Source organism: Streptomyces sp. ITFR-6 (assembly GCF_031844725.1).
Classification (GTDB): domain Bacteria; phylum Actinomycetota; class Actinomycetes; order Streptomycetales; family Streptomycetaceae; genus Streptomyces.
The window spans coordinates 7,799,627-7,820,360 of sequence record NZ_CP134612.1; the positions used below are offsets into that span (position 1 = coordinate 7,799,627).

A 20,734-nucleotide genomic window follows, 5' to 3' on the forward strand; every position below is an offset into this window, starting at 1 on the left:
ATCCAACACGCAAGCCGAACCTGCACATCGCGTCACTCTCTTGAATGTTTACGTTCCCAGCTGGCGTGTGCTCCCGCGGCCGGGACGCCGCCCGGGTCGCGCGCCGCATGGCCCAGTGCTCTCCGACTGGCTGTCTCCTTCCCCCACCAGAGCCGCAGGAGTTCCCCCATGCAGCCCTTTCTCCGCTGGCCGGCGCTCGCCCTGGGCGCGGCCGTGGCCCTCACCGCCACCACGCTGCTCGGGCCCCTGCCCGCGCAGACCGCCCGAGCGGGCTCCGAGACCGTGGTCGAGGTGACGGCGTTCGGCGCCGGCCCGACGGGACGGAGCGACAGTGCCGCCGCGGTCGCGGAGGCGGTGCGGATCGTCTTCCCGCACGGCACCTACCAGATCTATCCGGAGCAGGCCGAGGTCCGCGAGCTGTACGTCTCCAACACCGTGGGCGCCGACCAGTCGTACAGGGACAAGCGGATCGGCGTCCTCCTTGAGGACATGGACGACGTCACCGTCGACGGATCGCGGCTTCAGTTCCACGGGCTGATGACCGCCTTCGCGGCGATCCGCTCCCACCACGTCGCCGTCAGGAACTTCAGCTTCACTACACCGCCCCGAAGGTCGTCGACGCGACCGTCAGCGCAACCGGGGTGACCGACGGGCACGCCTACCGCGTACTGAAGATCCCCGCGGGCAGCGGGTTCTCGGTCGGAGACCGGGAGGTGACCTGGCTGGGGGAGACCAGTCCGGCCATCGGCCGGCCGTACTGGTCCGGGGTCAACGGCATGCAGTACACCCAGATCCACGACCCCGCGGCCAAGCGCACCTGGCGCGGTTCCAATCCGCTGTTCGAGGACGTGGCCGCCACGACGGACCTCGGGGACCGGAAGCTGCGCATCGGCTACAGCACCGGGACGCCGCCGGACGACCGGGGACTCGTCTACCAGATGCGCCAGACCACCCGGGACACTCCGTCGGACCTCCTCTGGGAGTCGGAGGACGTCACCGTGGAGGGGCTGAAGGCCCGCTATCTGCACGGCTTCGGCTTCGTGGGACAACTCAGCGAGAACGTCACCATCAAGGGCAACGAATTCCGCACGGACCCCGCCTCCGGACGCACCACGGCAGGATTCGCCGACTTCGTCCAGACGCCGGGGGTCAAGGGGCAGGTGAACATCACCGACAACGTGTTCGACGGCGCTCACGACGACGCGATCAACATCCACGGCACCTACCTGGAAGTGACCGGACGCCCCGCCCCGAACGCGCTCAGCCTGGAGTACATGCACAACGAGACGGCCGGGTTCCCGCAGTTCCACCCCGGCGACACGGCGGAGATCGTGGACAAGCGCACCATGCTGCCGGTGCCCGGCGTGACGGCCAGGGTCGTGTCCGTCGACGGACCCTCGGGCCAGGACCACGACAAGTCCCTGACCGGCATGGTCGTCACCTTCGACCAGCCCGTGCCGGACTCGGTGACCCCCCGGGACTTCGTGGTGGAGAACACCACGTACACCCCGTCGGTCGAGATCAGCGGCAACACCTTCCGGGACATCCCCACGCGCGGTGTCCTGGTCACCACCCGCAAGCCCGTCGTCATCGAGGACAACGTCTTCGACGGCATGTCGATGGCCAGCGTCTTCATCTCCTCCGACGCCTACCAGTGGTAGGAGTCCGGGCCGGTCACCGACGTCCTGATCCGCCGCAACACCTTCCAGTGGCCGGCTAGCCCCGTGATCTTCGTCGAGCCGACCAACCAGACCGTGGATCCCGCCCACCCCGTGCACCGTGGCATCCGCGTCGAGGACAACACCTTCAGGACCGGAGACGTGCGGCTGCTCGACGCCAAGAGCGTGGGCGGCATCACGTTCACGTCGAACAAGGTCGCCCGTCTCAACCGGAACACCACCTTCGCCGCGGAGGCGGAGAACCCGTGCCCGGCGCCGGGCGCCACGACGTCCGTGCGTACCGTCGCCACCGCCTCGCCGTACTCCACCTCACCGTTCTCCTACCGGGGCTCGTCCGGGGCCGTCATCAGCGGCAACGACTTCGACAACGGCCTCAACCTGCGAGCCGACCTCGACGCCACAGACCCGGACCAGGTCACCGGTGACGAGGTGGTGAACGGCGCCGACCACGTACTGCCGCTGCTGCCGACGACGGGCTACACCAGCAGCAACGCGGCCGTCGCCGCTGTCGACCCGACCGGAAAGGCCACGGCCGGGTCCGCGGGCACGGCCGTCATCACGCCCGTCACACAGAGCCAACTCGGGGACGCCACAGGCGTTCCGGTCGAGCTCACCGTGGGCGCGGACCCCGCCTCGCCTGCCTGCATCCGGCGCTGACCGGAACTACGGGTGTTGGTGACCGTCGCCGTCGCGGTGTCCGAGCGGTAGCGGTCCTCGGACGCCAGGGGTACGCGCTCATCGAAATCAGATAGGAAAGCGATGAGGTGATGGTTGACCAGATTGTTCACCCAGTCAAGGCCTTCCTGGCGTCAAATCCTTGCGTGCTAGCTGCGCACAGCTTCGGGGTCCGGTGGTTCCGGCGTGGGGTCCAGGCCTGCGAGAAGGGTGGCGATCGATGAAGAATCAAATAGGAAACATCGGACGAAAGGATTGACAGGGCGCGCCGCTGCCGCTGCACTTCTGCCGAGGCGCCGCCTCGCAGCCGCCTTGGCCCCACGATTCGAGCACCGCTGCCCCAGAAGGAGCCGCAGTCCATGTCCCGTCGCACACCTGCACAGCACCCCCGCCCAGGACGAGGGCGGAATGTCGCGTCGCGGCCTGCTGCGCGCCGCCGCGTCGATGACCGCGCTGTTCGCACCGTCGTCACTGCCCGAATTCACCGACGTGGCCGCTGCCGTATCGCGCCCCGACGCGTTGTCGCTCGTGCCGGAGGGGGAGGCGCTGACGCTCCGGTACTCCCGGCCCGGCGCCGAGAACCGGATGACGGAGGAGGGCCTGCCGATCGGGAACGGCCGGCTGGGGGCGCTCGTCACCGGCGACCCCTCGCGCGACACGGTGGTTCTGGCGGACGCGACGCTGTGGACCGGTGACGCCAATGCCGTGCTCCAGTCGGACGGGCAGTTCCCTTACGGCACAGGCGATTTCGGTACGTTCGGGATGCTGGCCAGGACTGTGCTGGAGATCCCGGCCCACGGCCTCGGGACCGTCAGCGACTACCGCCGCACGCTGGACATGAGCAACGGCCTGGTGACCGCCTCGTACCGGACCGGTGGTGTCACCTACCGGCGCGAGGTCTTCTCAAGCCACCCCGACGACGCGGTGGTGATCCGGCTGACGCAGAGCGGCGGCGGCTCGTACACGGGTTCCCTGACGCTGTCCGGGACCCGCGGCGAGACCGTCGCGGCGGACGCCGGCGCCGCGGAGGTGTCGTTCTCGGCGGCGCTGCCGAACACGCTGAAGTACGCCACCGTGGTGAAGGCGGCCGGGACCGGCGGCACCGTGTCGGCGTCGGGCGCGAAGGTGACGTTCAGCGGCTGCTCCGAAGTGGTCCTGGTCGTCTCGGGCGGCACCAACTACAAGGCCGACGCGGCCGTGGCGTACAAGGACGCGTCACTCGTGCCGCTGGATGTCGCCCGTGCCAAGGCGACGCGGGCGGCGGCGGCCACCGGCACGGCACTGCTCGCCACGCACGTAGCCGACTTCCAGCCTCTGCAGCAGCGGACGGCCGTGGGCCTGGGCACGTCGTCGGACGCGCAGCGGGCGATGGACACGCCGGAGCGGCTCGCGGCACGGGCCGCCGCCGGCTCCGCGCCCGACCCGGAACTGGAGGCGTCCTCCCTGCAGTTCGGCCGCTACCTGACGGTGTGCGGGTCCCGCGGGAGTCTCCCCACCAACCTCCAGGGTCTCTGGATCGACACCAACGCTCCTTCCTGGATGAGCGATTACCACAGCGACAAGAACGTCCAGATGAACTACTGGCTGCCCGACCGTGCCGGACTGCCGGAGTGCTTCGACGCGTTCACCGAGTACTGCCTCGCCTAGCTGCCCGGATGGCAGGCGGCCACCAAGAACCTCTTCCAGGACTTCCGCAACCGCTTCCGCAACACCTCGGGCAAGGTGGCGGGCTGGACCCTGGGCATCTCCACCAACATCTGGGCCGGCAACGGCTGGTGGTGGCACCCGGCCGGCAACGCGTGGATGTGCAACTCCCTGTACGAGCACTACGAGTACAGCCAGGACGATGCTCACCTCGCCAGAATCTACCCGCTGCTCAAGGGGGCCTGCGAGTTCTGGGAGTCGCGCCTGATCACCACGACCGTGCCCGCCACGCGAACGGCGGAACGAGGGAGGTCCTCGTCGACGACCACGACTGGTCGCCGGAGCACGGGCCGGAGGACGCACGGGGGATCACCTACGCGCAGGAGCTGGTCTGGCAGCTCTTCGGGAACTACCGGGCCGCGGCCGCCGCCCTGGGCAAGGACGCCGGCTACGCCTCCACATCGACGCCAACTTCGGCACGCCCGTGGCGATGATCCAGATGCTGGTGCAGTCCCGCCCCGGACGGGTGGAGCTGCTGCCGGCCCTGCCGCGCGCCTGGGCCGCTGCCGGGTCCATCACCGGAGTCGGGGTGCGCGGAGGCTTCACGCTCGATATGCGGTGGAAGGACGGCCAGGTCACAGAGGCGACACTGCGGGGCGCGGCGGGCGGGTCCACCCACGTCGTCTTCGGGGAGTGGAGCAGCCACGTCACGATCCCCGCCGCCGGGTCCGTCACGGTCTCGCCGCCCGCCCAGACTTCCGTCTTCCAGCTGGTCAACCGCCGGTCGGGCAAGGCGGTCGATGTCGCCGGTGCCTCCACCGCCAAGGGCGCCGGACTGATCCAGTACACCCCGAGTCCGGCCGTGAACCAGCAGTTCCGCTTCATTCCGGTGGGTTCGGAGCAGTACGAGATCTACACCACGCACGGCAGTACGCCCATGGTCTGGGCGGTCTGGGGCGGCGTCTCCGAGGCCGGCGCGAAGATCACCCAGTGCACTCCTGAGCACAGCACCAGCCAGCGGTGGACGATCGCCGACGCCGGCGACGGCTACATCACACTCACCTGCGTCCGCAGCGGCAAGGTCCTCGGCACAGCCGACGGCTCGGCCGCCAACGGGGCGACGGTCGAGCAGCAGGAAGCCGACGGCGGCGCGGGCCAGCAGTGGCGGCGCGTCGGCAAGTGAACCGACGGCCGCTCACCGCGCGCCATCTCGACGGCCCGGCTCCGGCAGCCGGGCCGCCGGGCCGCCCCGCGCAGTGGCCGGATCACGCCGCCCACCGCCCTCTGGCGCGGCTGGACGCCGCGCAACCAGGGCCGGGCGGCGGTCACCCGGCCCCTTCGCCGCCATCGGCTTCGCCACAACCGGTCGGAATGCGGTACGAAGTCCGGTGTGAACGAACAGACTCAGCCCACGACCGTTCGCGTGTTCATCGCCCTGGCCCCGCCCGACCACGCGAAAGACGAACTCGCCCGGGAACTCCGCCCCGCCTACGACACGCACCCGAACATGCGCTGGAACCGCATCGAGGACTGGCACATCACCCTGGCGTTCCTCGGGGAGCTCCCCGTCTCCACCGTTCCGCTCCTGCGCCCGCCGCTGGCCGGGCTCGCGGCTGCCCGCCGGCCCCTCTCACTGGCACTGCGCGGCAGCGGGACGTTCGACGACCGGGTGCTGTGGAGCGGCATCGACGGCGACCTGGACGGGCTGCGGACGCTCGCCACCGACGTACGCGCCCTGGTCAGGGACTGCGGCGTCGCCTTCGAGGAGCGGCCGCTGCGCCCGCATCTGACGCTGGCCCGCGCGCGACGGGACGACCGGTCCTCGACGGCGGAGATCGCCGCCCGGCTCGCCGGATTCACCGGCAGCCCGTGGCCGGCGAGACGCCTGCACCTGGTCGGCAGCAACGCCGGCCGGGGCACCGCGCCGATCCGCTACCGCGACATCGAGGCATGGGCCCTCGGGGGCGAGGCGCAGAACCTTTCCCACAGAGGCACTTGACCTGGAGCGCGCTCCAGATCCGAGAGTGGAGGACATGAACACCACAGCTCCTCAGATCGTCCTCGGAACCATGGACTTCGGCACCCGCGTCGCCCCCGAACAGGCCTTCGAGATCCTCGACGCCTTCGTCGCGGGCGGCGGTGTCTGGCTCGACACCGCGAACTGCTACTCCTTCTGGGCCGATCCCAGCGGCGTCGGCGGCGCCAGTGAGCGCGTCATCGGCGCATGGCTCCGGGCCCGCCCCGGCGCCCGCGACGCGGTGCGCATCGCCACGAAGGTCCGGCAGAACCCGCTCGTCGCGCACTCCTGGCCGCAGAGCGCCGAAGGGCTCTCCGCCGACGCCGTCCGCGCCGGAGCGCAGGAGCGCAGGAGAGCCTCGGACGTCTCGGGGTCGACCACGTCGACCTGCTCCGGGCCCACGCGGAGGACCGGGGCGTGCCGTTGGAGGAGATGGTCGGCGCCTTCGGCGAACTGGTCGCCAAGGGAACGGCGCTACGGGTCGGCGCGGCGAACCACGCGGCGTGGCGGGTCGAGCGCGCCCGGTCACTCGCACAGGAGCGGGGCGTGGAACCGTGGACGGCCCTCCAGCTGCGTCACTCCCTCGTCCAGCCCCGCCCCCTCACCCCGCTCGCGGAGGCCGGCCACCGCCTGCTCACCGCGGACGACCTGGACCTCGCGCAGGAGCAGGGGCTCACCGTATGGGCGTACACCTCGCTGATGTGGGGTTCCTACGTACGCGCGGACAAGCCGCTGCCGCAGACCTACGGTCACCCCGGGAACACCCGGGTGCTCTCGGTCCTGGACGACACGGCCCACGACGTCTCGGCATCGAGGAATCAGGTCGTCCTCGCCTGGCTGATGCGGCAGGGCATCGACCCCATCGTCGGCGCGAGCCGGGTGGAGCAGATCGAGCAGGCACTCGCCGCACGCGATGTGCGGCTCGGTGACGACCATGTGGAGCGCTTCGCCCAGGCGCGGTAGCAGCAGCCGGAAAGAGAGTCCATGACCACCGCCCTCACCCCCGCGACAGCCGCGGAACGCACCGGTGTCTCCATCGACACCCTGCGCTACTACGAACGCGAAGGGCTCATCGGCCCGATCCGGCGCCCGGCCGGCGGGCGCCGCGAGTACACCGACGACGACGTCTTCTGGATCGGCCTGGTCACCTGCTTCCGCGACGCCGGCCTGGGCATCGCGGACCTGCGAGGGTTCGTCGCCATCCTGCGCGCCGAGCACCCCGCGCAGGACCGGGTCGCCTTCCTGCGCGAGCACCGTGCCGAGCCGGAGCGGCGGGTGACGGCGCTCCGCCGGGCCATGGAGGTCCTCGACGGGAAGATCGCCTACTACAGCTGAGCCGGGACGGCTGAGCGCGAAGGGCCCGGCGGCCGGCTCCGGGGCCCGCTCGTCGCACCCCGGACCCGGCTGTGAACCAGCTCTGAGCTCCCCTTTCGTCCCCCGCTTTGCCCCGGCGGACCGCCTAGCGACTAGTTTGTGTGCAGCACAAATACGCAGGCCCGTGGTGGCAGAGGTGCACGGGGGACGGGAGGTCGGGGAGAGTGTCGCTTCGCGGAGGTGATCCAGCCGAGATCGGCGGCTATCCGCTGGAGGCGCGGCTCGGCTCGGGTGGCATGGGCACGGTCTTTCTGGGCCGGACCAGTTCGGGGCGGCCCGTCGCCATCAAGCTGATCCACCAGCAGTACGCCGGGGACGACGAATTCCGCATCCGCTTCCGGCAGGAGGTGGCGGCGGCCAGACGGGTGAGCGGCGCGTTCACCGCTGCCGTGGTCGACGCCGCCCCGGAGGCCGAGCAGCCGTGGATGGCGACGACCTACATCGAGGGGCACACGCTCGCCCAGCACATCGCGGAGAAGGGCCCGCTGAACGGGGCGGAGCTGCGGCTGCTCGCCATCGGACTGGCAGAGGCGCTGCGCGACATCCACCGGGTGGGCGTCGTCCACCGTGACCTGAAGCCCTCCAACGTCGTGCTCTCGCCCGAGGGCCCGCGCGTCATCGACTTCGGCATCTCGCGCGCCGCGGACCAGCAGACGCTGACGATGACGGGGCGGGTCATCGGGACGCCGCCCTTCATGTCGCCGGAACAGCTCCAGGCCCCGCGCGGGGTCGGGCCGAGCTCCGATGTCTTCTCGCTGGGGACACTGCTGGTGTACTCGGCGACGGGACACGGGCCCTTCGACGCGGACAGCCCGTACATGACCGCGTACCAGGTGGTGCACGAGGAACCGTCGCTGGGCGCCGTGCCGGCGGCCCTGCGCGCGGTCGTCGAACCGTGCCTGGGCAAGGATCCCGAGGGGCGTCCCTCGGCGGACGAGCTCCTCGTGCTGCTGCGGGATCTGCCCGCCGACCTCGGCGGCACCGAGACGAACGGGGCCGGCAGGGGCCGCACCCGCGACATGATCACCCAGGCCCACCTCGCGACGCGTGACACCGGGGCGTCGTCCGGCCCGGACGGTACCGGCAGCCCCGTCGCCCGCAGGCTGCGCCGTAACTGGCGCCCCGTGCTCGCGGCCGCCGTGGCGGTCGCGGCGATCGGCGGGGGAGCCGCCGCACTGAACGCGGGCGGCCTCGGTGTCGGCAGCGACGACGGCAGGGGCACCACCGTCGCGGCGCCGGGTGCCGCGCTCCCCGCCGGCTTCCGGCCGTGGCACAGGACCGTGCCGAGCGGGCACGCGGGCATCTCGGACGAACTGCGGTGCGTCTCGCGCGGCGAGGCGCTGTTCTGCGGTGGCGGCGGGGTGGTCGCGACCCGCGTCCGGGCCGAGGACGGCTCCCGGGTGTGGACGGCGAAGAGCCCGGGAGTGCCCGTCCAGGGCATGCACCTGGTCGGCGCCACCGAGGACACGGTGCTCGGCTACCGCTTCGCGGACCAGGACGCCCCGCAGGGCCCGCCCCGCGAGGTGGTGGCCCTCGACGCGGACACCGGCCGCGAGCTGTGGTCCGTGCCCTCCGGCGCCCAGTCGATGGCCGTCACGGGCCGCAGCCAGGACGCCGTCGTGGCCGGATCCGCCGTCGTCACGGTCGACTCCTCCGGCTCCCGCTTCGAGGCCCGGGACGCGCACAGCGGGAAGACCGTCTGGACGACGCCGTTCCCCTCGGGTACGCAGTGCGCTCCCGTCCAGGCCGGCCCGCGGCTGATGGCGATGTGCGCGACGAACACGGAGGTGGACGCCCTGGAGGTGCGCCACCCCACCCTGTACACGGTCGACCGCGGCTCGGGGACGCTGGGCAAGCCCATCGAGGTCGACGGCCCGGCCGTTCCGGTGGGCGCCGCCGAAGGCAGGCTCGTCCTCCTCCAGGAGCGCCGGGAGGGCACGGCGATGGCCGGCTACCGGGGCGTGGCGCGGGTCGACCCGCGCTCGCGGAAGGTCACGTACTCCGCACTGGCCAGGACGTACGAGGGAACGCCCGGCATGGCCGGCGGCACCCTCTGCATGAGCGGACAGACCGGGCTCGTCACCGCGTTCGACCCCGCCACCGGCCGGGAGAAGTGGTCCCGGCAGACGAACGTGGAGGGCGCGTCGGGGCCCGTCGCGGGAGGCGGCGCGCTGTACTTCAGCTCGGCCACCGGCCGGGTGGTCGCGCTGTCACCGTCCGACGGCAAGGCCCTGTGGTCGACGGACCCGCAGGCCGACGGCCTCACGGGCGAGTCGGGCGCGGACCCGCGGGCGACCGTCGTGGGGCGGGCGCTGGTCGTCGCCGCGGACAAGAACACCCTCTTCGCCTTCGACGCGCAGCACCCGCAGAAGTCGGGCTGACGCCCGGCGGCACTGCCACCGGGTGAGGTGTTCCGCTCCCCGGCCGGGCAGGGAGCGATGCGGGGCTCCGGGGGGTGGCGCGTGCCACCCCCGGGGCCCCGGCACGTTCTCAGGTCTGTGGACGGCTGCCGTGGTTCGCGCTGTTCTTGCGGCGGGCCTTCTTCTTGCGACGTCGCTTCGAGGACATGGATATCTCCTTGAACTGCCGTTCTGCCTCAGTATCCAACGGAATGCGTTCCGCTGCGATCGCTGTGCCCCTACCCACGGAAACGGTGCCAGACATCCGGTGTGGCCCCCTCCGGCGCCCGGTCAGGAGAGGGGCGGTCGCCACTCGAACATGAGGATCGTCGCGTCGTCCCGCAGGCCCGTGCTGCCGGAGTCCAGGATCGCGTGGATGAGCCGGCGCAGCGTCTCCGGCGCCAGCTCACCGGCCGCCGAGGCCCGCACGACGTAGTCGACGAAACGCTCCAGGCCGAACTCGGTGCCGTTGCGCATGCGGGACTCCGTCGCCCCGTCGGTGTACAGCAGTACCCGGTCCCCGGGCTCCAGCGAGATGCGGTGCACCTGGCGGTTGGGGGCGCTCAGCGTGGACAGCAGGCCCATCGGCGGTTCCGGGTCGCGTTCCATCGCGCCCGGCACCAGTGTCTGCCCCCGGATCAGCAGCGGGGCGGGGTGTCCGCAGTTGCTCCAGCGCAGTACTCCGCCGGCCAGGTCCAGCTGGAGCAGCACGCCCGTACAGAACTGGTCGGGCAGCCAGGTGGCCAGTGCCGTATCGACGCTCTCGACGAGTTGCGGCAGGTCGGCACCGGTGCGGCGGGCGTTGCGGCAGGTGGCTGGGGAGACGGCCGTGGTGAGCCCGGAGGCGAGATCGTGCCCCATGGAATCGAGGATCGTGGCGTGCAGCGTCGTCTCGGTCAGTGCGTGATCGAACGCGTCCCCGCCGATCTCGTAGGCGGGCTCCAGCACCGCGGTCGAGACGACCGACGCCGTGCCGATCGTCCAAGGCGGCAGGAACGCCCGCAGCATCTCGGCAGGCAGCTGCATCGGTTCGGTCCGGGTGCGCCGTACGAAGCTGTCCTTGTACGAGCGTTTCGAAGTGATCATCATGGCGAGGAACGAGGCCAGTCTGCGGGCGCGGCGCAGGGTGTCCGGGTCCAGGCCGGGGGAGTGCACGGCGACGACCCCGAGCCGTTCCGCCCCGTCCAGGAGGGGCAGCCAGGCGATCAGTTCCCCGGCGCCGGAGTCCTCGACCCGCAGGGACTGCGTGCGGTAGGCCCAGCCCGCGAGGGAGCCGTCGATGTGGAGCTGAGAGGTGCTGAGGGTCAACGGCACCAGCAGGCGCTGCTGGAGGTCGGCCAGATAGATCACGGACCGCCGCAGCCCCCGCGCCTCGGAGCAGCGCGCCGCGGCGGTGACCAGGTCGAGCGTCGAGTTGGCCGGATCGGCGAGGAACTCGCCCAGCAGGCCGTCAGCGGCCTCGGAGGACCACACGTCAGCTCCCTTCGCCGCGATCCGGTGCGGCCCGCGTCCCGGACACCCGGCGGACGCGGGCGATGCGCCGCGTGCACGATTCTGGTGGGACATTTTCCGGGCCGCACACGCGGCGCCGCTGTTCGGAGCAGTGGCGCCGCGTGCGCGGCGCCCGGCCGAGGCACTGGTGCGGGTACCCGTCGCGTACCTTGGCGACTGTTCTCGCGGAGTCCGGCCGCCACCGGCCGGGGCAGCCCTGACCAGGGCGGTTCCGGCGGCCCGGTCCGGCGGACGAGACCTGGCCGCTGCCGCACGGGCGGCGGCCGCGCGACACCTGAGTCGAGATCGGAGCGCACGATGAAGGCAGTCCGTTTCAGCCGGTTCGGAGGCCCGGAGGTCCTGGAGATCGTGGATCTTCCCGACCCGCGTCCGGGTCCGGGGCAGGTCCGGATCGCCGTGCGCGCGGCCGGGATCAATGCCAGCGACTGGAAGAAGCGCCAGGGGCTGATGGATCAGGAGCTCCCGCAGACCATGGGCTACGAGGCGGCGGGCATCGTCGACGAGCTCGGTGCGGGCGTCGCGGACGTGGCCGTCGGTGACCGGGTGTTCGGCTTCTGCGCGGACGGGGTGGCCCAGGCGGAGCTGGCGGTGCTGGCCTCCTGGGCGCCGGTCCCGCCGTCGCTCGGCTTCGCCGCGGCCGCCGCGCTGCCGGCCGCCGTCGAGACGGCCACGCGGGCGCTCGACCAGCTGGGCGTGGGGGAGAGGACCGCCGGGACCGCACGAGGCCGCGAGCCCGGGGACGGCGGCACGCTGCTCATCAGCGGCGCCTCCGGAAGCGTCGGCAGCGCCGCCGTACAGCTCGCCGTGGTGCGCGGCGCACGCGTGATCGGCACCGCCAGTCCGGCGAACCACGCGTACCTCCGCTCGCTGGGGGCCGAGCCGGTCGCCTACGGCGAGGGCCTCGCCGAGCGGGTTCGCGCGCTCGCGCCGGACGGCGTCGACCTCGCGCTCGACGTGGCCGGGAGCGGTGTCCTGCCCGAGCTGATCGAGCTGGCGGGCGGCGCCGGGAACGTCGTGACGCTCGCGGACTTCGTCGGCGCCCGGGAGCACGGGGTGCGGTTCAGCAGCGGGGACGCCGGACGCGCGCTGCACGCGCTCGGCGGGATCGGCGAGCTGATCGAGTCCGGGCGCTTCGCCCTCCCGGTCGCGGAGACCTTCCCGCTCACCGAGGTCGCGGCGGCGCACCGGGCCGGGGAGGGCGGCCACGCGCGCGGGAAGCTCGTGCTGCTCGTCGACGGCCCGGAGCCCGGAGCCGAGTGATACGCACGCCGGGCCGGCCGGCGTCGCCGGACAGCCCGACGACGCCGGCCCGCGGCAGCCCGGTCAGGCTCCTGCGAACACGGCTCGGGTGCTGGTGACGACGGCACACTTGCCGGCCGCCCAGCGCAGTGCCATCGCATGGTCCCCGGCGGAGAAGTCGGCCACGGCGTCGGCCACCACGAAGGCCTGGATGTCCTGCATCCAGGCGTCGCACGCGGTCATCAGGACGCCGATGTGGGCGTAGACGCCGGTGATGACGATCTGGTCCCGGCCCTGTTCGCGCAGCCGCTCCAGGAGATCGGTGCGCACGAAGCCGCTGTACTTCCACTTGGTGAGCACCGCGTCGTCCTCGTCGGGCGCGATGTCGTCCGCGATGGCGGCGGCGTGCGGGTCGTCGGGCAGGCCGGGACCCCAGAAGTCCTGCTGCAGGCCGCGCTCGCCGGGGCTCTGCCCGCCGGGCTGCGCGGTGTACAGCACCGGTACGCGGAGCCGCTTCGCCTCCTTCCTCAACTGCGCCACATGCGAGAGCAGTTCGGGAACGGGTGAGGACCGGCGGTCGTAGGCCGACAGGAAGTAGTTCTGCAGATCGTGGACGAGGAGTACCGCACGCGCGGGGTCTACGGTCCACTCGACCCGGTTGGCGGGCAGTTCCTCGGCCCTCGGCATGGGGTACGGGGCGATGGCGGGCAGGGCCATGGTGCTGGGTTCCGTTCGGGTTCGTCAGGTTCGTGAGGTTCGGAGAGGGTGAGTGCCGGAGGTCGTCCGGCAGCGGTGGTCAGGCGACCGGGGCGGCGGCCGCGGCGGTCCGCAGGTCCTTCTTGGAGATCTTCCCGACGCCGGTCTGCGGGAACGTCTCCACGAACTCGACCCGGTCCGGCACCTTGTACGCGGCCAGCCCCCGTTCCCGTACAAACCGTTTGATGTCCACCGGCTTCACCGGGCCCTCGCCCGGGTGCAGGATCACGTACGCGCAGACACGTTCGCCCAGATACGGGTCGGGCTCGGCCACCACATTGGCGTCGTGCACCGACGGGTGGGCGAGGAGGTGGTTCTCCACCTCCTCGGCGGCGATCTTCTCGCCGCCCCGGTTGATCTGGTCCTTGGCGCGTCCCTCGACGACGAGGTGTCCGCTCGCGGTGACGCGGACCACGTCGCCCGTGCGGTAGAAGCCGTCCTCGGTGAACGAGCGGGCGTTGTGCTCGGGCGCCCGCCAGTAGCCGCGGATCGTGTAGGGGCCGCGTGTGAGCAGGTGGCCCGTCTCGCCCGGGGCGACCTCGCGGTCCTCGTCGTCCACGACCAGGATCTCGTCGTCCGGCGAGATGGGCCGCCCCTGTGTGGTGACGATCGTCTCGACCGGGTCGTCCAGCCGGGTGTAGTTGACCAGCCCCTCGGCCATTCCGAAGACCTGCTGCAGGGTGCAGCCGAGCGCCGGGCGGACCCGCCGTGCCGCCTCCTCGCTGAACTTGGCGCCACCCACCAGCAGGACGGCCAGGCTGCTGAGGTCGTGCGGGGTGGTGGTGGCCGCCCGGGTCCACAGCAGGGCGAGCGGGGGGACCAGGCCGGTGATGGTGACCTTCTCCCGTTCGATCAGCGGGAAGGCGGCCTCGGGGGAGGGTCGGGGGCACAGCACCACGCGCCCGCCGGCGTAGAGGGTGCCGAGCGAACCGGGGGAGGAGAGCGGGAAGTTGTGGGCCGCGGGCAGCGCGCAGAGGTAGACGCTCGTCTCGTCGACGCCGCAGATCTCGTTGGAGCCGCGCAGCGAGTAGATGTAGTCGTCGTGGGTGCGCGGAATCAGCTTGGGAACGCCGGTGCTGCCGCCGGACAGCTGGAGGAAGGCCAGTTCGTCGGGGCGCGGGGCGCCGTAGCCGACCGGATTCTCCGCGACGTCGGACAGCGCTTCGAACTCGCCGGGGTCGCCGGCCGCGACGAACACGTGCCGCAGCGTGTCGGCGCCCGCGCGGGCCTTCGCCGCCAGCTCGCGGTAGTCGTAGCCCTCGTGCTCGGCCGGGATGACGTACGCGACCGCCTCGGTGAACTCGCAGAAGTACGAGATCTCCGTCTCGCGGTGCGCGGGCAGGGCGAAGACGGGCAGCGCGCCGATCCGGAACAGCGCGAAGACGACCTCGAAGAACTCGGCGATATTGGGCAGTTGCACCACCACCCGGTCGCCCTTGGTGATGTTCCGGGCGAGGAGGCCCGCGGCCAGCCGGTCGGCGCGCCGGTCCAGTTCCCCGTAGCTCCAGCGCGTTCCGGCGGCCGGATCGACCACGGCGATCCGGTCGGGGTGCGCCTCTGCGCGCTCCCGGAGCATGGAGCCGAACGTCTCTCCGCGCCACCAGCCTGCCCGCCGGTACCGCTCGGCGAAATCGGCCGGCCAGGTGGGTGCGTCGTACTGGCTCACAGCTCGGCCCCCACAGCGCTGAGGAAGGTACGGAACTTGGCCGCCGTCTCCGCGGTCTCCGCCTCCGGCTCCGACGCCGCCACGATGCCGGCGCCCGCGTAGAGGCGCAGCGTGCGCTCCTCGGCCTCGGCGCAGCGGATCGTGACGACCCACTCGCCGTCGCCCGCGGCGTCGCCCCAGCCCACCACTCCGGTGAAGAAGCCTCGGTCGAACGGCTCGGTTTCCGCGATGACCTGACGGGCCGTCGCGGTGGGTGTGCCGCACACCGCGGGTGTCGGGTGCAGGGCGCACGCGAGCGCCAGGGCGGAGATGTCGGGGGAGGAGAGCGTGCCGGTCACCGTGGTGGACAGGTGCCACATGGTGGCGGTGCGGATCAGGGTCGGCCGGGCCGGGACGGCCAGCTCGGAGCAGTGCGGGGCGAGGGCCTGGTGGACGGCGTCCACGACGACGGCGTGCTCGTGCAGGTCCTTCACGGACTCCAGCAGGGTGGCGGCGCGGCGGACGTCCTCTGCCAGGTCGCTGCTGCGGGGGGTGGACCCGGCGAGCGGATTGGCGACGACCTGCTGCCCGTGCCGGGAGACCAGCAGTTCGGGGCTGGCGCCGATGAGGGTGCGGCCCTGACCGGTGGGCAGCGAGAAGGTGTAGCCGACCGGGTCGCGGCGGGCCAGCCGCTGGAGCATGGCGGGCAGGTCCAGCGGTTCGGTGGAGGTGAGTTCGAGGGTGCGGGCGAGCACCACCTTGCTGAATTCCCCGCGCCACATGCGCTCCACCGCGGCGGCGACGCCCGCTCCGTAGACCTCGGGTGCCGGCACCGGGCGTATCCGCCAGTCCGCGGAGCCGGAGACGCCGACGGGCAGGGCGATCAGCGGGTCGGAGGCGAGCGGCGGCGCGATCCGCAGCTCCGCCGGCACGCCGAGGGCGGCCGGTGACTCGTGGTCGAAGGGGACGGCGCCGATGACCACCGGCGATGCCTGCCCGGCCGCACGGGCCTCGGCCAGGGTCGCGGTCACCCGCTCGTCGAGCGGCCGTCTGTCGTGCGGCACGGGGCGCGCCGCACCGGATGCCAGCAGGGTGCGGCCGGGTGTGGCGAGGAAACGGTCACCTGGCCGGTAGCCGTCCAGCAGCGAGGTGGCCGCGCCTACGGCCGGGTGGGCCGGATCGGCCGGGGGTACGTGCGTGGCGACCTGGGATGCCGTCGGCACAGGGACTCCATTCTCGATGTTCCGTCAGTGGGGGGTACGTACGGGCTGGACGCGGTTCAGCGCAGGGTCGCGCCGCCGTCGACGTACAGCTCCTGCAGGGTGATGTGGCGGGCGCGGTCCGAGGCGAGGAAGGCGACGGCGTCGGCGATGTCCTCGGGGGCGGCGATCCGGCCGAGCGGTATGCCGGTCCGGTAGGTGGCCGGGTCCCCGTCGATGACCAGCTGCTCCGCGCCGGAGTCGGTCCACAGGGCGCGTTGCATCGCCGTGTCGGTGGACCCGGGCGCGACGACGTTGCAGCGGACGTCGCTGCGGGCGAGTTCGAGGCCGAGACATCGGGTGAACATGGCGGCCGCCGCCTTCGACGCGGCGTAGGCGGCCATGCCGGTGCGGGGAATCCCGGCGGCGTTGGAACCGACCGTGATGACACAGCCGTTGCCCCGGCCGGCCATCAGCGGTGCGACGGTCTGCGAGACGTGGAAGACGCCGGTCGTGTTCACCGCGAACGTCTCCGACCAGTCCTCGGCGCTGAGTTCGGCGGCCGGGCCGGTGCGCAGAATGCCCGCGACGTTCACGAGTACGTCCACCGGGCCGAGTTCGCGCTCGACACCCGCCACGGTGCGCTCCACGGCGGGCCGGTCGGTGACGTCCATGACGTACGGCTCCAGCCGGCCCGCCGAGCGGTCGTTCCCCGGCTTCTCGGCCTGTAGCCGATTCCACCGCAGGGCCAGGGCGTCGATGCCGTCCTGCACACGGTCGGTAGCGGCCACCCGGGCACCGAGGGTGGCGAACAGCTCGGCGACGGCCGCCCCGATGCCTTGTGCGGCACCGGTCACCAGGACAGTACGGCCATCGAACTCGCCGTTTCTGCCCGGTATGCGCTCAAACATGAGCAACCTCCTACGGGGTAGTTAGGTAAGGGTAACCTAACTTATTCTGCTGATCGATGCGAGATGGCCGATGAGTGTCGGTGCGTACCGAAGTGACGGACAGTCACAGGTGTGTGCGGGGTTCGGGAGGGGGTGTGACGCCGGGATCACGTTCGGGTGTTCGGTGTCAATGGGTTAGGTTAGCCTTGCCTGACCTTAAACGGGAGAGGGGGCGGTCATGTGCGCGGAACCATCGAGGGGGACGTGCGAGGCCATCTCCGCCGGCGCCGGGGGCGAGCGGACCGAGCGGCCGCGCGACCCGGTGGGTTCGCCCGCCGAGCGGCCAAATGGCCGACGAGACAGCCGAGTTCTCCCGTGAACGCCATGACCGGGTGCGTGCGTACGCGCCGCCCCGTGACGTGGCCCCGTAGTCATCTCCGCCGACGCGCACCGCGCGGTCGGCGCCCGTCCCGCAGGAGCCGTCCGATGAACCAGACCTTGTCGCCCGAACGCGTCCGCGCGGATGTCGCGGAACTGCTCGACTGCGACCCCGCCGAGATCGCGTCCGAGGGGAATCTGGTAGACCTGGGCCTGGACTCGATGCGGATCATGGCCCTGGTGGAGCGCTGGCGTGCCGCGGGGGCATCCTCACTGGAGTTCCCCGACCTCGCGGAGAAGCCCGAACTCGCGCACTGGATCATGCTTCTGACGGGTCGTACGGCATGAGCGGGACCGACCACCGGCACCGTCACCTGGACCGGATCGCCGAGGTCAGGGAGGGCCGGCACGCGGAGAAGGTGGGCTACCCGATCGGCATCCGGGCGACCGAGGTCGTCCGCACCGCCATGATCGGCACCGGCCTGCTGCGGGTGACCCTGGGCGGGCCGGGCGCCGAGGGGTTCGAGGCCCACGCGCCCGACGAACACGTGAAGCTGATCTTCCCGGATCCGGACGGCACGCTGCGACTGCCGGAGCGGAACGGGGCGATGCTGCGCTGGCCCCGGCCGGCACTCGTCTCGCGCGAGTACACGGTGCGCCGCTACGACCCGGCCGCGCGGGAGATCGACATCGACATCGCCCCGCACGACGGCGGACTCGCCTCGGACTGGGCGCACGCGGCCCGGCCGGGCGACGTCATGCACATCGCGGGGCCGCCCGGCGGGCTGATCGTCCCGGACTCCTACGACCGGTATCTGCTCGCCGGCGACATCACGGCGCTGCCCGCGATCGCACGCCGGCTGGAGGAGCTCCCCAGGGGTGCGAAGGGCTGGGCGTTCATCGAAGTCGCCGATGCCGGCCAGGAGATCGAGCTGTCGGCGCCCGAGGGCTTCGAGGTCCGCTGGCTGCACCGCGGCGGCCTGCCGGCCGGAACCGGCGACGCGCTGGTGCGGGCCGTGACCGAGGTGGCCGTGCCCGAGGGGGAGCGGGCGTACGTGTGGGTCGCGGGCGAGGCGGGTCAGATCAAGCCGCTGCGCCGCTGGGTCCGCGACGAGTTGGGGCTGGCGAAGGCCGACCACGACATCACCGGCTACTGGAAGCGCGGCGTGGCCGACTTCGACGAGGACGAGCACTGATCCGACCGGCCGCGCGGGCGGGTGTGACGCCTGGCGCCTGGTTGCTCTGCCCAAAGATCATCACGTAAGGTAAGCCTTACCTAAGTAACAAGGAGTTTCGCATGTCCATACGCAGATCGTCCGGCCTCGTCGGCGCCGTGTCGCTGGCCCTCCTCCTGACCGCGTGCGGGTCGTCATCGGACGGCGGGTCCGATACCTCGAAGGGGAGCGGGACCCGGGTGTTCGCCGCGGACAACGGCAAGATCACCATCCCCGCCCACCCGAAGCGGGTCGTCGCCACCGGCTACGCCGTGCCCGCCATGATCGAGGCCGACGCGCCCCTGGTCGGGATCTCCTCCTGGCAGCGCGGCGAGCCGATGATGACCAAGGAAGACCTCGCCACGTACAAGAAGCTCCCCAAGGTGGCGGGCGAGCAGGCGGCCGAGACCAACTACGAGGCCGTGGCCGAGGCCGAGCCCGACCTGATCATCATCGGGGTCCCCGCCCCCGTGCTGGGCGACATCGACATCAAGCGCCTGGAGTCCATCGCCCCGGTCGTGGCGATCGGCCCGACCGTTCCCTCCGCCTGGCGCGAGCTGTCCCGCAAGCAGTCCGACGCCGCGGGCGCGCTCAAGCAGTTCGACGTGGCGAAGAAGGCGTACGAGAAGAAGGCCGCCACCCTGGCGGAGAAGTACAAGAGCGTGCTGCCCCAGCTCAAGCTGGGCCACGTCGGCGCGTACGGTGACACCGCCAAGGGCACCTTCCAGCGCGAGTTCGACGGCTCGTGGGGCACCAACATCGCGGACGACATCGGCGCGAAGTACTACGGCAAGGTCAAGAAGTCGGGGCCGGGCTCCCAGTCGGTCAGCGAGTACCCGTCCATCGAGGAACTCCCGGCCGCGTTCCGCGAGGCCGACGTCATGACGTACTCGGTCAACGCCGACGGCAGCGTCCCCAAGCCCGTCCAGTACGTCCTGGACTCCAAGCTCTGGAAGAAGCTCCCCGCGGTCAAGGCCGGGAAGGCCTTCCCGTTCCGCTACACAGAGGCCGCGACCTACGGGGAAGCCATGAGGACCCTGGACGCGATCGACAAGTCGCTCGCTCCGCTGCTGAACCGGTGACCGTCGCGGGCCGCGCGTACCGGGCGGCGAGATCCGGGCGGGCCATGCCGCAGATCGGCCTGCTCGCCGGCGGACTGGTGCTGCTGGCGGCGGTCGCCGTACTCAGCATGGGCGTCGGAGCCCGCCACGTTCCGCCCGCCGACGTCGTACGGGCCCTGCTGGACTTCCGGCCCACCGACGACGACCACGTGATCGTGCGGGACATCCGGGCGCCGCGCGCACTGCTGGCCGTCGCGGTCGGCGCCGCGCTCGCGGTGTCCGGCGCGCTGATCCAGACGCTGGCCCGCAACCCGCTGGCCGAGCCCGGCATCCTTGGGGTCACCGCGGGCGCCGGGTTCGCCGTCACCGTCGGCTCCGCGCTCGGCCTGGCCACCGGCCAGGCGGGCGAACTCGGCTTCGCGATCACCGGATCCGTACTCGCGGCGCTGCTCGTCGCCGCGGTCGGCCGGCGCTCACCGCTGCGCCTGGTGCTTACCGGCGTCGCCCTGACCGCGGTGCTGGGCGGTGTCGCGCTGGGCATGCGGCTGATGCTCCCGGACACCTTCGACAGCTACCGGTTCTGGTCGGTCGGATCGCTGGCCGGGCGCGAACAGGTGCCCCTGGCTCTGCCGTTGACCGCGATCGGGGTGTCCCTGCTCGGTGCGCTGCTGCTGAGCCGGGCGCTCAACGCCCTGACGCTGGGGGAGAGCGTGGCGCACACCCTGGGCGCCGGGGTGGGCCGGGTACGGACCGTGGCCCTGGTGCTGATCACCGTGCTCAGCGGGGCGGCCACCGCGGTCGCCGGTCCCATCCTCTTCGTCGGACTGATCGTGCCGCACCTGGTCCGCAGACCGGCGGGGGGCTCGGTGCCCTGGCTGATCCTCTACACGATGGTGCTGGGCCCGGTCCTGCTGCTCGTCGCCGACATCTGCGCACGGGTCCTGCTGCCCACCGGTGAGGTGCCGGTGGCCATCGTGACCGCCTTCCTCGGCGGCCCCATGCTGATCTGGGCCGTCCGCCGCTACGGGGCGGGGTCACTGTGAACGGCCTCG

At 71.9% G+C, this 20,734-nt stretch carries 18 protein-coding genes and 2 pseudogenes; 14 read left to right on the plus strand and 6 right to left on the minus strand.

From position 1 onward, the window contains the following. The first annotated feature begins 168 nt into the window (after positions 1 to 168). From RLT59_RS35360 to RLT59_RS35400, 9 genes and pseudogenes are all read left to right on the plus strand, one after another. On the plus strand, positions 169 to 645 hold the full coding sequence (locus tag RLT59_RS35360; protein ID WP_311307161.1) for a hypothetical protein: 477 nt from the start codon (positions 169 to 171) through the stop codon (positions 643 to 645). Continuing rightward, entirely contained in the window at positions 642 to 1,661 is a 1,020-nt protein-coding gene (locus RLT59_RS35365) for an alpha-1,3-galactosidase-related protein (RefSeq protein ID WP_311307162.1), read from the plus strand. Before RLT59_RS35360 ends, RLT59_RS35365 begins: the two co-directional genes overlap by 4 nt. A 63-nt stretch (positions 1,662 to 1,724) precedes the next feature. Beyond that, positions 1,725 to 2,336 (plus strand): hypothetical protein, encoded by a 612-nt coding sequence (locus tag RLT59_RS35370; protein WP_311307163.1) that lies wholly within the window; start codon positions 1,725 to 1,727, stop codon positions 2,334 to 2,336. Positions 2,337 to 2,939: 603 nt separating this feature from the next. Beyond that, positions 2,940 to 4,220, plus strand: a pseudogene (locus tag RLT59_RS35375) (glycosyl hydrolase family 95 catalytic domain-containing protein); the annotation flags it as partial. Between the two features lie 268 nt (positions 4,221 to 4,488). Continuing rightward, the gene (locus tag RLT59_RS35380; protein WP_311307165.1) at positions 4,489 to 5,181 is read left to right on the plus strand and encodes an RICIN domain-containing protein; all 693 of its coding nucleotides are present in this window, start codon (positions 4,489 to 4,491) and stop codon (positions 5,179 to 5,181) included. Positions 5,182 to 5,388: 207 nt separating this feature from the next. Then, positions 5,389 to 5,997, plus strand: coding sequence for an RNA 2',3'-cyclic phosphodiesterase (thpR, locus tag RLT59_RS35385; RefSeq protein WP_311307166.1), 609 nt, complete (start codon positions 5,389 to 5,391; stop codon positions 5,995 to 5,997). Positions 5,998 to 6,031: 34 nt separating this feature from the next. Continuing rightward, positions 6,032 to 6,978, plus strand: a pseudogene (locus tag RLT59_RS35390) (aldo/keto reductase). A gap of 21 nt (positions 6,979 to 6,999) precedes the next feature. Next, entirely contained in the window at positions 7,000 to 7,350 is a 351-nt protein-coding gene (locus tag RLT59_RS35395) for a MerR family transcriptional regulator (protein WP_311307167.1), read from the plus strand. Positions 7,351 to 7,553: 203 nt separating this feature from the next. Then, on the plus strand, positions 7,554 to 9,770 hold the full coding sequence (locus tag RLT59_RS35400) for a serine/threonine-protein kinase (protein ID WP_311307168.1): 2,217 nt from the start codon (positions 7,554 to 7,556) through the stop codon (positions 9,768 to 9,770). A 109-nt stretch (positions 9,771 to 9,879) separates the two neighbouring features. On the opposite strand, the gene RLT59_RS39515 is transcribed toward RLT59_RS35400, so the two are convergent. Continuing rightward, positions 9,880 to 9,996, minus strand: coding sequence for a 50S ribosomal protein bL37 (locus RLT59_RS39515; protein ID WP_399126645.1), 117 nt, complete (start codon positions 9,994 to 9,996; stop codon positions 9,880 to 9,882). Between the two features lie 83 nt (positions 9,997 to 10,079). After that, positions 10,080 to 11,261 (minus strand): PP2C family protein-serine/threonine phosphatase, encoded by a 1,182-nt coding sequence (locus RLT59_RS35405; protein WP_311307169.1) that lies wholly within the window; start codon positions 11,259 to 11,261, stop codon positions 10,080 to 10,082. A 336-nt stretch (positions 11,262 to 11,597) separates the two neighbouring features. On the opposite strand from RLT59_RS35405, the gene RLT59_RS35410 reads away from it, so the two are divergent. Next, the gene (locus tag RLT59_RS35410) at positions 11,598 to 12,560 is read left to right on the plus strand and encodes an NADP-dependent oxidoreductase (protein ID WP_311307170.1); all 963 of its coding nucleotides are present in this window, start codon (positions 11,598 to 11,600) and stop codon (positions 12,558 to 12,560) included. Positions 12,561 to 12,623: 63 nt separating this feature from the next. Here RLT59_RS35410 and RLT59_RS35415 read toward each other — a convergent pair whose 3' ends face one another. From RLT59_RS35415 to RLT59_RS35430, 4 genes are all read right to left on the minus strand, one after another. Next, the gene (locus tag RLT59_RS35415) at positions 12,624 to 13,256 is read right to left on the minus strand and encodes an isochorismatase family protein (RefSeq protein WP_311307171.1); all 633 of its coding nucleotides are present in this window, start codon (positions 13,254 to 13,256) and stop codon (positions 12,624 to 12,626) included. Positions 13,257 to 13,335: 79 nt separating this feature from the next. Further along, positions 13,336 to 14,961: a (2,3-dihydroxybenzoyl)adenylate synthase gene (locus RLT59_RS35420; protein WP_311307172.1), complete on the minus strand. Its 1,626-nt coding sequence runs from the start codon at positions 14,959 to 14,961 to the stop codon at positions 13,336 to 13,338. Further along, positions 14,958 to 16,163, minus strand: a complete 1,206-nt coding sequence (gene dhbC / locus RLT59_RS35425) for an isochorismate synthase DhbC (protein ID WP_311307173.1) — start codon at positions 16,161 to 16,163, stop codon at positions 14,958 to 14,960. The genes RLT59_RS35420 and dhbC overlap by 4 nt, the downstream gene beginning before the upstream one ends. A gap of 56 nt (positions 16,164 to 16,219) precedes the next feature. Next, positions 16,220 to 17,050, minus strand: a complete 831-nt coding sequence (locus tag RLT59_RS35430) for a 2,3-dihydro-2,3-dihydroxybenzoate dehydrogenase (RefSeq protein WP_311307174.1) — start codon at positions 17,048 to 17,050, stop codon at positions 16,220 to 16,222. A gap of 465 nt (positions 17,051 to 17,515) precedes the next feature. On the opposite strand from RLT59_RS35430, the gene RLT59_RS35435 reads away from it, so the two are divergent. The 4 genes from RLT59_RS35435 (at position 17,516) to RLT59_RS35450 (ending at position 20,725) form a co-directional block, all read left to right on the plus strand. Next, positions 17,516 to 17,755: a phosphopantetheine-binding protein gene (locus RLT59_RS35435; RefSeq protein WP_311307175.1), complete on the plus strand. Its 240-nt coding sequence runs from the start codon at positions 17,516 to 17,518 to the stop codon at positions 17,753 to 17,755. After that, a complete protein-coding gene (locus tag RLT59_RS35440; RefSeq protein ID WP_311307176.1) occupies positions 17,752 to 18,603 on the plus strand; it encodes a siderophore-interacting protein in 852 nt (283 codons plus the stop codon). Before RLT59_RS35435 ends, RLT59_RS35440 begins: the two co-directional genes overlap by 4 nt. A gap of 101 nt (positions 18,604 to 18,704) precedes the next feature. Further along, on the plus strand, positions 18,705 to 19,703 hold the full coding sequence (locus RLT59_RS35445) for an ABC transporter substrate-binding protein (protein WP_311307177.1): 999 nt from the start codon (positions 18,705 to 18,707) through the stop codon (positions 19,701 to 19,703). Next, positions 19,700 to 20,725, plus strand: a complete 1,026-nt coding sequence (locus tag RLT59_RS35450; protein ID WP_311307178.1) for a FecCD family ABC transporter permease — start codon at positions 19,700 to 19,702, stop codon at positions 20,723 to 20,725. Before RLT59_RS35445 ends, RLT59_RS35450 begins: the two co-directional genes overlap by 4 nt. Positions 20,726 to 20,734 lie beyond the last annotated feature (9 nt).

What these genes read in the sequence shown, in the direction of transcription:
- RLT59_RS35360 (WP_311307161.1), top strand. Translation starts at nt 169, where the DNA reads ATGCAGCCCTTTCTCCGCTGGCCGGCGCTCGCCCTGGGCGCGGCCGTG.
- RLT59_RS35380 (WP_311307165.1), top strand. Translation starts at nt 4,489, where the DNA reads ATGATCCAGATGCTGGTGCAGTCCCGCCCCGGACGGGTGGAGCTGCTG.
- RLT59_RS35395 (WP_311307167.1), top strand. Translation starts at nt 7,000, where the DNA reads ATGACCACCGCCCTCACCCCCGCGACAGCCGCGGAACGCACCGGTGTC.
- RLT59_RS35410 (WP_311307170.1), top strand. Translation starts at nt 11,598, where the DNA reads ATGAAGGCAGTCCGTTTCAGCCGGTTCGGAGGCCCGGAGGTCCTGGAG.
- RLT59_RS35415 (WP_311307171.1), bottom strand. Translation starts at nt 13,256, where the DNA reads ATGGCCCTGCCCGCCATCGCCCCGTACCCCATGCCGAGGGCCGAGGAA.
- RLT59_RS35430 (WP_311307174.1), bottom strand. Translation starts at nt 17,050, where the DNA reads ATGTTTGAGCGCATACCGGGCAGAAACGGCGAGTTCGATGGCCGTACT.
- RLT59_RS35435 (WP_311307175.1), top strand. Translation starts at nt 17,516, where the DNA reads ATGAACCAGACCTTGTCGCCCGAACGCGTCCGCGCGGATGTCGCGGAA.
- RLT59_RS35440 (WP_311307176.1), top strand. Translation starts at nt 17,752, where the DNA reads ATGAGCGGGACCGACCACCGGCACCGTCACCTGGACCGGATCGCCGAG.
- RLT59_RS35445 (WP_311307177.1), top strand. Translation starts at nt 18,705, where the DNA reads ATGTCCATACGCAGATCGTCCGGCCTCGTCGGCGCCGTGTCGCTGGCC.